At 64.2% G+C, this 13,741-nt stretch carries 10 protein-coding genes and 1 riboswitch; of the genes, 2 read left to right on the forward strand and 8 right to left on the reverse strand.

Features of this window, described 5'->3' with window-relative positions; translation table 11 throughout:
* Positions 1–137: 137 nt before the first annotated feature.
* From ABD53_RS10170 to ABD53_RS10190, 5 genes are read right to left on the reverse strand one after another with little or no spacing between them, the layout of a single operon-like run.
* Complete coding sequence (locus tag ABD53_RS10170; protein WP_053057928.1) at positions 138–1,430, reverse strand: ABC transporter ATP-binding protein; 1,293 nt, start codon at positions 1,428–1,430, stop codon at positions 138–140.
* Positions 1,420–2,457, reverse strand: a complete 1,038-nt coding sequence (locus ABD53_RS10175; RefSeq protein WP_047865682.1) for a FecCD family ABC transporter permease — start codon at positions 2,455–2,457, stop codon at positions 1,420–1,422. Before ABD53_RS10175 ends, ABD53_RS10170 begins: the two co-directional genes overlap by 11 nt.
* Before the next feature lie 7 nt (positions 2,458–2,464).
* The gene (gene cobS, locus ABD53_RS10180) at positions 2,465–3,256 is read right to left on the reverse strand and encodes an adenosylcobinamide-GDP ribazoletransferase (RefSeq protein WP_047865683.1); all 792 of its coding nucleotides are present in this window, start codon (positions 3,254–3,256) and stop codon (positions 2,465–2,467) included.
* Positions 3,246–3,944 (reverse strand): histidine phosphatase family protein, encoded by a 699-nt coding sequence (locus ABD53_RS10185; RefSeq protein ID WP_160309673.1) that lies wholly within the window; start codon positions 3,942–3,944, stop codon positions 3,246–3,248. The genes cobS and ABD53_RS10185 overlap by 11 nt, the downstream gene beginning before the upstream one ends.
* Positions 3,945–3,949: 5 nt before the next feature.
* On the reverse strand, positions 3,950–4,954 hold the full coding sequence (locus ABD53_RS10190; protein ID WP_047865684.1) for an ABC transporter substrate-binding protein: 1,005 nt from the start codon (positions 4,952–4,954) through the stop codon (positions 3,950–3,952).
* Between the two features lie 302 nt (positions 4,955–5,256).
* A riboswitch (cobalamin riboswitch) is annotated at positions 5,257–5,382 on the reverse strand.
* A gap of 786 nt (positions 5,383–6,168) precedes the next feature.
* On the opposite strand from ABD53_RS10190, the gene ABD53_RS10195 reads away from it, so the two are divergent.
* Together ABD53_RS10195 and ABD53_RS10200 are read left to right on the forward strand one after the other, a co-directional pair.
* Positions 6,169–6,561, forward strand: coding sequence for an ArsR/SmtB family transcription factor (locus ABD53_RS10195; RefSeq protein WP_047865685.1), 393 nt, complete (start codon positions 6,169–6,171; stop codon positions 6,559–6,561).
* Between the two features lie 191 nt (positions 6,562–6,752).
* Entirely contained in the window at positions 6,753–8,879 is a 2,127-nt protein-coding gene (locus tag ABD53_RS10200; RefSeq protein ID WP_268778280.1) for a heavy metal translocating P-type ATPase, read from the forward strand.
* 307 nt (positions 8,880–9,186) lie between these two features.
* Here the strand turns inward: ABD53_RS10200 and ABD53_RS10205 are convergent, their stop codons facing one another.
* The 3 genes from ABD53_RS10205 to ABD53_RS10215 all read right to left on the reverse strand — a co-directional run bounded on the left by ABD53_RS10205 (position 9,187) and on the right by ABD53_RS10215 (position 13,741).
* Positions 9,187–10,119, reverse strand: a complete 933-nt coding sequence (locus ABD53_RS10205) for an aminotransferase class IV (protein ID WP_047865756.1) — start codon at positions 10,117–10,119, stop codon at positions 9,187–9,189.
* Between the two features lie 143 nt (positions 10,120–10,262).
* A complete protein-coding gene (locus ABD53_RS10210) occupies positions 10,263–11,897 on the reverse strand; it encodes a sodium:solute symporter family protein (protein ID WP_047865686.1) in 1,635 nt (544 codons plus the stop codon).
* Positions 11,898–12,289: 392 nt separating this feature from the next.
* Positions 12,290–13,741 (reverse strand): aminobutyraldehyde dehydrogenase, encoded by a 1,452-nt coding sequence (locus ABD53_RS10215; protein WP_084709507.1) that lies wholly within the window; start codon positions 13,739–13,741, stop codon positions 12,290–12,292.

Genomic DNA, 13,741 nt, shown 5'->3' on the forward strand with positions numbered 1-13,741 from the left:
GAAGACATACTTTCTGGAGCTATATTGGTAGACACTGTTCAAGCGGGATCTCAAGGCTGTTAGCAGGCGTTCACACCGGGCGTTTGCTTGTTGGACTTCCGCTAACGTAATCTGGTGGCGGCTAACATCTTGCTATTTCAGTAGGCTAGTAGGTCGACCGTCTTGTCTATACTATCCACCGGCGTGGCCCCGGCGGAGACTAGATGCTCTAGCAACCGCGTACCCTTTCCACTGGTGTAGTCTTTCCGGCTAACCCACAGCGGTAGACCGTTACGGACCAGCGCGACCGGGACGCCGGTTCTTTGGGCTTCGGAGGCGGCCTCGAGGTTGCGGAGATTACCGTCGCCGACGGGCATGTCGCAGACGACCACGAGCCGGACGCTTTTTGCGGCCGCCACGTTTGCCTCGTGGGCCTCCTGTGGGATCGGCGCGTAGGACTCGGCCTCGATCAGGGGAGCCCCGAGCGAGCGGGCCACGGCGTGGTCCGTATCGCCGATGCTCAGGACGCCGGCCGAGAACGGCACCCCCTCCTCGTGCAGCCGCCGCATCAAGCCGGCCCCCGATCCGCCGCCGCAGACGACGTGTACCTCCGGGGACTCTTGCTGATCCCGGAATACGCCGACCGGCTGTATCTGGAGCGCGCCGGTACGGGGCGAGATCGAAAGCTCCACCTCCGCGCCGAAGGCGCTCTCTACCTCCTCTGGCCTGAGCGCCACGCTCGGCGGGCCGGCGGCGCGGATCCTGCCTCTATCCAGAACCACCACCCGGCGGGCGTAGCGGGCGGCCAGGTTGAGGTCGTGGACGACCATGAGTACCGTCCTGCCGCCGGCGTTCAGCCTGAGAAGCGTCTGCATGAACTCGACCTGGTGGCGGATGTCCAGGTGGTTCGTCGGCTCGTCGAGGAGCAGCACCCCCGGCTCCTGTGCCAGCGCCCGCGCCAGGGTTACGAGCTGACGCTCCCCACCCGAAAGCCCGCTCATCCTGCGCTCCCTGAACCCCCACACCCCGACCTCCCGCATCGCCTCCTCGACGACCCGCGGCCCCTCGGGGTCGGAGAGGAGCCGCCCGGTCCGCGGCGTGCGGCCGAGCTCGACGATTTCCCGTGCCGTGTAGTCGAAGGCCGGGGAGCCCTCCTGGGAGACCACCGCGACCCGCCGGGCAAAGGCTTTAGGCTTCCAGGCTTCCACCTGCCGCCCGTCGAGCAGCACCGCCCCGAGCCGCGGCTCGAGAGCCCGGGCCATCGCCCGGAGCAGGGTGCTCTTGCCGCTACCGTTTGGGCCGACGACGGCGAGAAACGAGCCTTTGGGGAGCTCCAGGGTAACGCCGTGGAGCTTGTCGTCCGCGCCGTAGCCGACCCTGAGGCCCCGAACCTCAAGCGTCATTTCGGGGTTCTCGGGGGTTCGTGGGTTACCGGGCTTCTCAGAGGTCACGCTTGCGGCTCCGGCGCAGGAGGTACAGGAAAAACGGCGCGCCGCAGAGGGCTGTCACGATGCCGACCGGGATCTCGGAAGACGACACGCTCCGAGCCGCGGCGTCGGCCAGGATCACGAACGCAGCGCCCCAGAGGCCGGAGACCGGGATCAGGAGCCCGTGACGGGGGCCGACCAGCAGGCGGGCGACGTGCGGCACGATCAGGCCCACAAACCCGATCACTCCGCTCACCGCTACCGCCGCCGAGGCCGCGAGCGCCGCGAAGCCCACGCACAGCATCTTGAGCCGCTCCACCCGCAGCCCGAGATATCCGGCCTCCTCCTCTCCCAGTGAAAACACGTCCAGGTCCCGGGCCAGGACGAGCAGCCCGGCCGCGGCGATCACCAGGTACGGCGCGGCGGATACGACCCTATCCCAGTCCGCCGCGGAGAAGGACCCCAGAAGCCAGAACAGGACGCCTGAGATCTCCTCGCTGTCCAGCGTGAGGATGAGAAAAGAGTACACCGCTCCCGCGAACGCCCCGACCGCGAGCCCGACGAGGAGCAGGTTCGCGACCGGAAACCTCCCGCCCTGCCGGGCCAGAGCCACGACCGTGAACGCGGCCCCGATTCCCCCGACGAACGCCGCGAGCGGCACGGCCGAGAGCCCGGCAAAGCTCGCCGAGAGCCCGAGGGCCGTCGCGAGCACCGCCCCCAAAGCGGCCCCCGGCGAGATGCCGACGATGTAGGGGTCGGCCATCGGGTTGCGGAAAAGCCCCTGCATCGCCGCCCCGCTAACGCCGAGACCGCAGCCCACCAGCGCGGCCAGGACTATCCGGGGCAGCCGGATGTCGAGCACTATCGCCCTTGAGGACTCCTCCCCGCCGCCGAGCAAGGCCCCCACGACCTGCGCCGGCGAGAGCCAGGCCGGCCCGATGCCAAGGGCGAGCACCCCGGCCGCGGCCACGGCGCACACGGAGCCGAGCACCCAGGCCGGGTAGACGCCGTTCTTACCACCGCTCTTGGTACCTTTTTTACCGCCGCTCACTCCGGGCTCACAGTATCGCGTGGTTCGCCAGGGCGGCCAGGGAGAGGAGGGCCACGACCTCCCCGGCCTCGGAGAGCGCGCCGTAGGTGTCGCCGGAGAGCCCGCCGAGGACACCGGACATCCAGCGCGCCAGCAGGTGCGTCGTCGCGAAGACCACGACCAGGACGAGCGCGCCCCAGAGCGGGAGCAGGACGGCCCCGATCAGGAGCGCGCTCACCGTCGCGACGACGAAGTACCGGCTGCGGACCTGCTCGTGGAAGTTGCGTCCCATGCCGCCCTCGCGGGCCGCCGGGAAAAAGAAGATGCCGTAGATGTCTGACCAGCGGCCCATTACCGGCGCGAGCAGCGCCCCGGCCCACCAGGCCCCGCCGAGGCTGTAGATCGCCGCTATCTTCAGGAGTACGGCCGATATCAGGGCCAGAGACCCCATCGTGCCGATGCGGCTGTCCTTCATGATCTCGTGCTTCTGCTCCCGCGAACGCCAGGAGAACAAGGCGTCCGCGCTGTCGGCGAGCCCATCTAGGTGCAAGCCCCAGGTCACGACCATCCAGGCCACGACCACCGCCACCGCCCGCACGGGCTCCCCGAATACAAACCCGGCCGCCAGCCCTGCTCCCGCCCCACAGGCCCCGATAAGCAGCCCGACCAGCGGAAACGCCGCCATCGCTCGGGCCACGGAAGCCTCCTTCATCGGCGGCAGTCCGGGAACCGGAAACGCCGTCAGAAAGCGGACCGCCTCCCCGAGGGGCTGTAGCGGTCCCCAGCGGTTTCTACTGCCGGACTTCGGACTATCCGGCATCTGTCTCCTCACCTGTCTCACCAGTGGAAGGGCTCCTAACCGGAGAAGCTCGCCGTGTGTCTGCCTCGTGTGCCTCGTATAGGGGCGGCACCTCGTTCATGGTTCTCAGGATGGCCGCCGAAGGATAGATGTCGAGGGCGGTAACGCCGCCGAGGTCCGTGCGGAACCGCCAGTGCTCGCTGAAAGGGACGCCGAGCAGGTGGCACAGGAGGAGCCGGATCGGGGCTCCGTGCGTGACCACCAGCGCCCGGCCTCCGGCATGTTCCCGGAGCAGGTCCTCCCAGGCGGCCCCGACGCGCTCCCACAGGTCTGCCCCGCTCTCTCCGCCGTGGGCTTGGCTGTTCCAGAAATCTCCGAAGCGCCGCCGAGCCTGCTCGCCGTACCGGGCGGAGACCTCGTCGTGGGTCAGGCCCTCCCAGACGCCGTGATCCACCTCCCGCCACCGCTCGTCCCGCTCCCGCCTCTCGCCTTCCACTAGGTCGGCGAGGCCGTCGGTGCGGGAGAGCCCGGACGAGACCACCGCCGTGTACACGCCGCGCTGTAGCCGGGCGGCGGCCGCCTCCGCCCGTGCCCGGCCGAACCGTGTCAGGGGCCGGTCTGAGCGGCTCTGGTAGCGGCCCTCCCGGTTCCAGTCCGTCTGGGTGTGGCGTACCAGCTTTACGTGCGTGTGAGCGGAGCCCTCTCCCACTCGTATCATCCCCCGCCGGTCGTGGACTCCCCATCGAAGGCCTCCGGATGGATAACCTCCGCGATCTCGCGCACGCCGTCCACGATCCTGGGCCCGGGCCGGGTAACGAGGTCGTCGTTTATCACGAAGACCTTGTCCTGCTCAACGGCCGTGAGCGAAGAGTACTGTTGGCGGCTCTTTATACCTTTCACGGTGGCGCCGGAGCTCTCGCCGGCCAGATAGTATCGCGGGTCATCCTCCAGTATCTTCTCGACCGAGTACTGCGGGTATGCTTGCCCGGCGTCGGCGGCGATGTTCTCTCCCCCGGCGAGGTTGATGGCGTCGTTTACGAAGCTGCCCGGACCGGCGGTGAACAGCGGGTCGTAGCCGACCTCGTAGAACATCTCGGGCTCCGGCAAGCCTTCCACCTCCGACCGGAGATCGTCCAGCTCGCTCCGGAGCCGCTCCTCTACGGCCTCTGCCTGATCTTCGTTGCCGACGACTTCCCCGACCGTACCGATGCTCTGTATGGCCTCGTCCACGCTCGTCGGGTTGATAACCACCACCTTCGCCCCCGTCCTGTCTTGCAGGCTCTCGGCCTGATCTTCCGTGGTCGAGTCGTAGGAGAGGAACAGGAGGTCCGTCTGCAGGGAGGCGATCTTCTCCGCGTTCACCTCGTTGTAGTTACCGACTTCCTCTATGCTCTCGACCTCTTCCGGATAGTCGCCGGCCTCGGAGACGCCGACCACCCGATCCCCGGCCCCGACCTCGAACAGCGTCTCGGTAACGCTCGGCACCATGGAGGCGATCTCCTCCGGCTCCTGGCCGATCCGGACCTGCCGATCCAGCGAGTCTTCTATGGTAACCGGAAAGGAGGCGCTGGCCGTGGTGCCGCCGCCCGCCCCGCCGGAACCACCGCTAGTGGCGCCCGAGGAGCCGCTACCAGAATCGTCATTAGAATCGCCACCAGAGCCCTGGCCGCAAGCGGCTGCCACCAGTACCATTGCCGCCACGACGAATATCGCCGGCAACGTTGCGCCCGGCTTCGCGTTAGGCCTCTCACCAACTCTACGCAAGAAAATCCTTTCGAGCTTGCAAAAATTTCCGCAGAAGTTGCGGTAACGTTGGCGCTATCCCTCGGACTCTGCCGTACTTACCTTGCGCCTCTTTCGCCGCTCTGAGCGCCCCGCTCCGGAGGCGGCCCGCAGAACATTCGAGAGGCGTTAGAGCTAGCCTGCGGATGCCGAGTGCTGCTCGGCGCGCGGAAATCGGTCTCTGCACGTGTACCTCCTTCGGAGTCCTCGCTCCGGTTGGGCAGCTTGGGGCGTTGGAACAGTCTCCTGACTCCCGGATCCCCGCTTTCCCCGCGCCTTCCCGCCCGCTTGGGGCAGTGGCTACCGTCGAGGCTAGCTCCCCGGATACAGTGGCGGGACCGTGCCGGACTCTCACCGGCTTCCTGGACTCCGCCGCCCGCTGTCTGTGTACTTCTGTGTATCTCTATGTAGCGCGCGTCCACCGCACGCTACCATTGCTCGTCTATTAGCCGCGTAATGATAGCCAAGTCCGAATTACACTTCAAACCGGGTTAGCTTTGTTCCAGCACACAACCCTCGACGTCGGGGTCTCCTAGAGGCGCGTCAGCGGGCTCCTGCCAAAGTACACCCTTTCCCCAGCAGCATAGAAGGTTGGACCGGGTTAGCCTCGGTCTGGTACTCATCTCTAGGAGTATCAGGAGCGGATCCGGCGAATACCGAGACTATCAGCGAGTGCCCCGGAGCACGCGAACTCCCTCATCATCTTCCGCAGTGACCACCCCAGTGAGCCCGCCAGAGGCGGCGTGTACAGCCAGCATGTCCGTCTCCGGGGCGCTATCTGACGAGGGAGATCCGACCGGCAGGAAAGGCGCTACGCGGACAGGCATCATCACGGGTGTCGGCACGTTTAAACGAGCGAGCTTTCATGCACTGCCGTTACTGGTTCCACGGTTTCACTTAGCTTTTGTCCTCGTGGTGTCGGTGGTTATCATCGAGTTGTTCGCCAACGGATGGGTGATGTGGCGACTAGCAGGCTATGTAGCCAGAAAGGGCAGTATGTAGGGGTACGTCGGTCAGCAGCTCTCTGCCTGACTTGCCGCCATCAATTCCGACGGTTGGTTTTTTGGGCGTTGCCGCGCCTAACCGCTGGCGTGACCACGCAAGTGCTAGACTTTACCCTACAATAAAGCAACGAGTGTTGAGGTGAAGCTATGAGCGACGACCGGTGCGACCTGCTGTGCATAGACGCTCCCCGGGCCGAGGCCATCCGGGAGAAGCTGCTCGGAGAGGAGCGGGCGCAAGAATCTGCGGAGGCGGCGCGGGCTCTTTCGGACCCCACACGGCTGACGTTGGCCGGGGCGTTAGGAGAGGCCGGTGGCGTTGGCGGGGAGCTTTGCGTCTGTGATCTGGCCTGGATCTCGGGCCGCGCCCAGAATCTAGTCTCCCATCACATGAGGACCCTGCGTTCTCTGGGGCTGGTTCGTTCTCGTAGGGATGGCAAGCTCGTCATGTACCGGCTGACCGGGCGTGGCCAGGCCCTGCTCGGCGCCGTTATCGGCGAGGAGCCGGAAGGCCGGGCGTCCGAGGAAGAGGTGAGCGTGTGAAGGACAAGAAGAGTCTTACCGTCTTTCAGCCCGACGAGTCACCGGAGACAGGAGGTGCCCCTGCTCAGGAGGCGGGGAGAGGCCCCGCGCAGGAGCCTGTTTCCTCTTGCACCGACGACTGCTGTGCGCCCTACGGCGATGGAGGAGTAGGTGGCGGAGCAGGAGGATCGGAGAGTGCCAACCGCACAGTGGTGCGGGTAGAGGGGATGGACTGCGCCAGTTGCGCCGTGACCGTCGAGCGGCGGGTCGGCTCTCTTTCCGGCGTGAGCCGGGCCACCGTGAACTTCGCAGCCGGGAGACTCGACGCATACCACGACGACTCCGTAAGTGTGGAGCGGCTAGAGCAGGCCGTTAGAGGCGCCGGCTACGACGTGGGAAGGAGTGCGGAGTCAGAGCAGATATCGTTCTGGCGTACGCGGAGGTTTCTATTTACCGTGGCCTCCGCGCTCCTGTTCGCGCTCGGGGCCGTTCTGCAGCTAGCCGGAGCTCCAGAGATCGCCCGGATCCTCCCCTACACCGCGGCGATCATGGTCGGCGGGCTGCCCATCTTCCGGGCGGCCGTATCCGCCGTGCGCGCCCGGCATCTGGACATGAACGTCTTGATGAGCGCGGCGGCTATCGGGGCAGCCGGTATCGGGGCCTGGGGCGAGGCGGCGCTGGTAGTAGTCCTGTTCGCCGCCGGTAACGCTTTGCAGACCTTCTCCATAGACCGTACCCGGGGTGCAGTGCGCGGGCTAATGCGCCTGACCCCCGACGAGGTGCTGGTTCGCCGTGAGGGAGCGGAGAGGCTGGTACCCGCAGACGAGGTGGGCGCGAGAGAGTTGGTGGTCGTGAGGCCCGGCGAGAGGCTGGCCGTGGACGGAGAGGTCCTGGAGGGCCGGACCACGGTGGACGAGGCCCCGGTAACCGGCGAGAGCGTCCCCGTGGAGAAAGCCGCCGGAGACGAGGTATTTTCCGGCAGCCTGAACGGTTCAGGCGGGATCGTGGTGCGCACCACTAGGGAGGCCAGGGATTCCACCCTGCAGCGGATAGCCCGGATGGTCGAGGAGGCTCAGAGCACCCGGGCGCCGGCCGAGCAGTTCGTGGACCGTTTCTCTCGCATCTACACGCCGCTGGTGGTGGCTGCGGCGGCCGCCGTCACGGTCATACCGACCGCGCTCGGGGGAGAGTTCGGTACCTGGTTCTACCGGGGGCTCGCGCTCCTGATCATCGCCTGTCCTTGCTCGCTGGTGATCTCCACCCCCGTAACGGTCGTCTCCGGCATCGGCGCGGCCTCCAAGAGGGGCATCTTGATAAAGGGCGGCGCGGTGCTCGAAGCCGCCGGTAGGCTAAAAGCTCTTGTCTTCGACAAGACCGGCACCCTCACCGAGGGCCGGCCCGTGGTCTCGAACGTCCAGGCCACGGCGGGCATGGGACGAGACGAGGCCCTCCGTATCGCCGGGGCTCTGGAGCGCCGTTCGGAGCACCCGCTGGCCCACGCCATCCTCTCCGCCGCCGGAGACGGGGGACTTCCCGAAGTGTCGGGCTTCACCACTACCTCCGGGCGCGGAGCCGAGGGCGAGATAGGAGGCCGGCGCTACCTGATCGGCAGCCCCCGGCTCTTCGCCGAAGAGGGCATATCGCTCAAAGAGGCCAGCGAAGCTCTCACGAGGGTAGAAAACGCCGGCGAGACGCCGGTGATACTCGGTGATGAGGATGGCCCGCTCGCGGTATTCGGGCTCTCCGACGCCATCCGTTCCGACACCCTGGAGGCGCTACAGACTCTGCGTTCCGCCGGCCTTGAGGAACTGGTAATGCTCACTGGGGATTCCGAGGCCCCGGCCAAGAGGGTCGCTAGTGAGCTCGGTCTAGACTACCGGGCCTCTCTCTTGCCGGACCAGAAGGTTGCGGCGGTACGAGAGCTCGTGACCAGGAACGGCGCCACGGGTATGGTAGGCGACGGCATAAACGACGCCCCGGCGCTCGCCACCTCATCCGTGGGCTTCGCCATGGGCACGGCGGGCACCGATGTCGCGCTTGAGACCGCGGATATTGCGCTAATGCAGGACGACCTGCGCAAGCTCGCCGCAGCGGTCCGGCTCTCGCGGTCTGCTGAAAGGATAATCAAGCAAAACATACTCATCTCGATACTCATAAAGGGCGTATTCGTGTTGCTCGCCCCGTTCGGGCTGGTGACGCTGTGGCTGGCGGTGCTGGCCGATATGGGTACCTCTCTAGCGGTTACGCTAAACGGCTTGAGGCTGTTCGGCGCCGATCTCACAGAGGGCACTACCTCGTCGGAGACCACCCGCACGGATACGAATAAGAGGAACCCATGATCGGTACTTAGCTCACCGAAAACTACGTAGTTGCCGAGGTTATAGGTGTACCCTCAACGGCTCGCCATCCCTTTTGGTAGACGTCTCGCCCCTATGCTCTCGCCCTACCTCACCTCACGCGTAGAGAGGTTCGGCGACTACATAGTGGATATTGGGCCCCCTCCCGCCCCACTCGATGGCCAGATGCCAAAATTTACCGAGTAACCATCATGATTAAAGTAATATTTACTACAACAAGTGGTGATCCAATGTATATGTAAACTACCCAGTCACAAACCGCTGTTCTAGTCTTGCGCTTTCCATCCTCCTATAAATAGTAATCAACGGGTGAAGAGGAGCATTGCTTGTGGTGGAGGTTCCAGTATTCCCGGTGCAAGAGTTGAGTTACAGACCCAGGGTGCCCGTCACCCACAATTCTACCGTTTATCTTCGTGAGCGGTATAACCCCACCCGCTGTACTAGTTCCGAAGATCTCGTCCGCCTCCTGCACCTCATCCGCCGGGACTGCTCTTTTATCGACCGGGATGCCGAGTCTCTCCGCAAGTTCGATGACGACCTTGCGCGTAACGCCTTCGAGAACGCCACGGTCCGGCGTGGCAAGCACCCCGTCTTTTACCACAAAGACGTTAAATCCGGGCCCTTCTACGATATTGTTCTCACCATCAATGAGGATGGTCGTTTCACCCTCGCGCTCGTAGGCGCTGAATAGACCCGCTACCAAGTCCAGCCAATGATAGTTCTTTACGGTAGGATCAACGGATTCCGGCTGTATGCGTTGTACGGGGCTAACGGTGGCGTGCAGACCAGCCTTCTGCTTTTCGGGATCAGCTATCCAAATAAAGGGTACGGCGAAAGCGAAAAATTTGTTGACACACTCGCGGGGATCCCGTGAGCCGTAGGGTGGCGTACCACGGGTACAGATCATCTCCACGTAAGCTCTGCGGAAACCGGTAAGGCGTACGCATTCAAAGAGCACCTCTCGAATCTCTGCCCGCTCGTGTGGTGGGTGTAAGCGCAGCTTATCCATGCTGCGCTCAAAGCGATCGAGATGATCCTCAAGACGGAAGAAGCTACCCTGCCACACGTGTACCACGTCATAGGTCGCGTCCGAGCGCAGAAACCCCCAGTCGAGTATTGGCACGCACGCTTGAGCGATGGGGACGAACCGGCCGTTGACGAACGCTACCCCATCATCATAGTTTCCTCTGTCTTCTCCCGAGGGCTGTCCGAAGCTCTCCATCACCCCTGTCCCTCCATCAGATACTGGCAGTTGCCCCTAGCGTACGGTGGCGGCCCTAGCACGGCGGGTCAATATACGGTTCAGCCATTGTCACAGCTATCATCCACTGGGCATGAGTTGGAAAGCAGGCCCTAATCTCCGGTCTACGCGCTGCCGGACAGAGGCAGTACGTAGGCCACCAGGAGAAAAACTATGGCTCCGACGCACGAGACGCCCGCTACCAGGGCGTAGCGCAGGGTTCTCCGTAGCTGGGCTGAAGACTGCTTGTTCTTCGAGACGGCCAGCAGCGAATCGCGGAAGGCTATACTCTCGGCATCTGGCTTGCTCAAGAAGTCCGCGATGAAAAGCGCGAGGAAGCTCGCTATCCAGCCGGGGATCACGGGCTCCAGGTAGACCGGGAGGTCCACGCCGCCGAAAGTCTGCGAGGCCTCGAAGGCGAAGACCGTCACGAAACCCGCCAGCAGGCTGGCCAGGGCTCCCCACTTGGTTATCTTCCTGTAATAGATGCTCAAAAACGCCAGGGGGCCCCAGGAGGCCGCGAAGAGGGTGGCTGCGAATATGCCGATGTCCAGTACCGCCGTGGGAGAGAAGAACACGACCACGAGCACGATAACGCCCACACCGAGCATCACCAGACGGTTGAAGAGCAGGCCCGAGCCAGACTCCGCCTCCTGCTCTGTGGAGGTCTGTGTGGAGCCCCTCCTAAAGGCCGGCAGGATGTCGTTCACCGCGCTAAAGCCTATGAGCGACAGGAAGGTGGAGGCCGAAGACAGCCCGGCCGCCACGATACCGGTTACTATGATTACCCCGAGCCAGATGGGGAGTACGTTTTGCGCGGCCCAGATGTACACGAGCTCGGTCGGGGCGATATTGGGATTGAAAACGTTTACCGTCGCCGCCCCCATGGCCATGAACATGTAGATAAAGAGGATGGCTATCATCGAGGCGAACCCGGACCTGATCGCCACTTGCTCACTCCGGGCCATCAGGTAACGGCTGCTCTGCCAGGGGCTGGTTGCGACGATAATCCCCCATAAGAGACCAAGCACCACCCACAGGAAGATACCCTCGGACGGGGTCGCAAACTGCGCGTTGGGCCCGCTGGTTACCCCACCCCAGTCCAGCATCCCCGGCTTTGCTCCGAGGCCGCTCAGTGAGTCTATAACGGCCGAGGGGCCACCCACTTCCGCCGCCAGGAAAACGGCTCCCAGCACGGCCGCCACGGTAAACAAACAGAACATTATGGTGTCTGTAATCAACACCCCCGGAGAACCAGAGAAGAAAGTAAACGAGGTAAAGCCTATCCAGAAGATCAACAACGCGGCCCAGAAGCTAATCCCCAGTATGTCCGAGATTATGAGGCTTACGCCCTGGGTCACGGCTATCAGATAGAAGCTTATCCCCGCAACCACGGTAACGCCGGCCGCCGCCCTCACCGCACCAGAGTTAAAGCGCCTCCCGAAAAACTCCGGTACGGTCAAAGCCTCAGAGCGCCGCAGGTAACGCCCGAAGAATACCGCGCCAACGACGTAGCCCGCCGCGTTGAACGCCGCCATCGTCAGCAATAGAAGAGGATAGCCGGAGTAGGCGAAACCGGCCTCGCCCAGGAACCCGACCGTGCTTAAATAAGAAGCTATAAGGGAGCCCGTTATCAGGAGTACCGGAGCATTGCGGGCGGCTACATAGTAGTCCGCCTTATTGCTAATCCTGGCACCGACGAACACCCCGATCGCGATGTAGATCAGGAAGCTTACGATAACGGCAACGGTAAAGACCATTCCCTAATCCCCCCTGGAGTACTCCCGTGAAAGGGCAACATAAGTGATCACGACAAAGATGAGCGGTGTTAGACCGTAAAAGAATGCAAAGACCAAAGCAGAAATCAAACCGTTCTCCTATCTTCCCCACAGGCATTTATAGCTCCGGCGCGTAACACTGCGTTTGCCAGAAATGCCAGGAAATGAGCCTCACCCATGCCTCCCCTTCCGCTCGCGTCCCCGAATCCCCTACTACTAGATCAGGCATTATGCTCAATACGACGCGCGATGCGCAACCATCCCGATGGATAAATTCGTGTCTCACGGCCTGTTTTAGGGTCCGACAGACGCAGACGCTTCCCTCGGGAGTGCGGCCGTAGTTCGGGGCAAGCGAGTTATGTAACCCGTCTCATCTACGAATAGTCCAGTTTCGCCATTACGTGCTTGATCACGGTGTAGTCCTCCAAAGAGTAGGCGGACATGTCGTTGCCGTAGCCGGACTGCTTGATGCCCCCGTGCGGCATCTCGGAGGCGAGGTTGGTGTGCTCGTTGACCCATACCGTACCGGAGCGTAGCCTGCGCGCCGTCTCCAGGGCCCGGCCCACCCTCTCGGACCATACGGAGGCCGTAAGACCGTACGAGAGCCCGTTGGCCAGCCGTAGAGCCTCCTCGTCGCTACCGAAGCTCTGGACCGTGATCAGGGGCCCGAAGGCCTCTTTCCGTACTATCTCGGCGTCCTGCCCCACGTCCGCCACGACGCTGGGCGCGTAGAAGAAGCCCGGCCCATCGGACGGCTCACAGCCGGCTAGCACGCTGGCCCCCTCCTCTACCGCGCGCTCGGCGAAACCGGCCACCTTGTCCCGGTGCGCGGCAGAGACCAGCGGCCCCATGTCCACGTCCCCACCGGAGAGCGGGTCGCCGAGGGAGATCTCCCCGACCTTCGATAGCAGCTCGGAGACGAACTCCTCGTAGACCCGCTCGTGTACCAGGACCCTGGCCGCCGCCGTACAGTCCTGGCCACTGTTGTAGAAGGACGATCCGCATATTCCGGCGGCCGCGGTCTGTATCTCCGCGTCGTCGAAGACCAGCGCCGGAGCCTTGCCCCCGAGCTCCAGGTGGGCCTTTTTGACCGTCTCCGCCGCCGCCGCGGCCACCTTCTTGCCGGTGCCCATGTCTCCCGTCAGGGAGACCATGTCGACGCCCGGGTGGCCCACCAGGCCGGTCCCGACGGGATCTCCCCTGCCCGTCAGCACGTTAAACACCCCCGGGGGGAAGATGTCCGCGGCGAGCTCGGCCACCCGGAGCGCGCTCAAGGGGGTAAGCTCGGAGGGCTTCAGGACGACGGTGTTCCCCGCCGCGAGGGCCGGGCCTATCTTCCAGGCCAGCATCAGCAGCGGGTAGTTCCAGGGGGCGATGGAGGCGACGACGCCGACGGGCTCGCGCCGGATCATGCTGGTAAAGCCCCGGGCGTACTCGCCGGCGGACTTCCCCTCCGGCACGCGCGCCGCGCCGGCGAAGAACCTCAGGTTATCCGCCGAGAACTCTACATCTCCCATCGCCACCGGCCACGGCTTGCCCACGTTCATGGACTCCAGCCGGGCAAGCTCCTCGCCGTTACCCTCGATGCGATCCGCGAGGGTCAGCAGCATCCGGGAGCGCTCGGCGGGCGTCGTGTCGAACCACGTCTTCTCGAATGCCTCCCGGGCGCTCTCGACGGCGCGATCCACCTCCCTCCGGGTCCCGCTCGGCACCTCCGCGATGATCTCACCAGTGCTGGGGTTTAATGCGGGGTCGGTTTCATCCCCCGTGGCGGACAACCACCCACCGCCCACGAACGCTCCGGACTCAAAGGTTTTCTGCTGCAC

Origin of the sequence: Rubrobacter aplysinae, assembly GCF_001029505.1 — a bacterium.
GTDB classification, from domain to species: domain Bacteria; phylum Actinomycetota; class Rubrobacteria; order Rubrobacterales; family Rubrobacteraceae; genus Rubrobacter_A; species Rubrobacter_A aplysinae.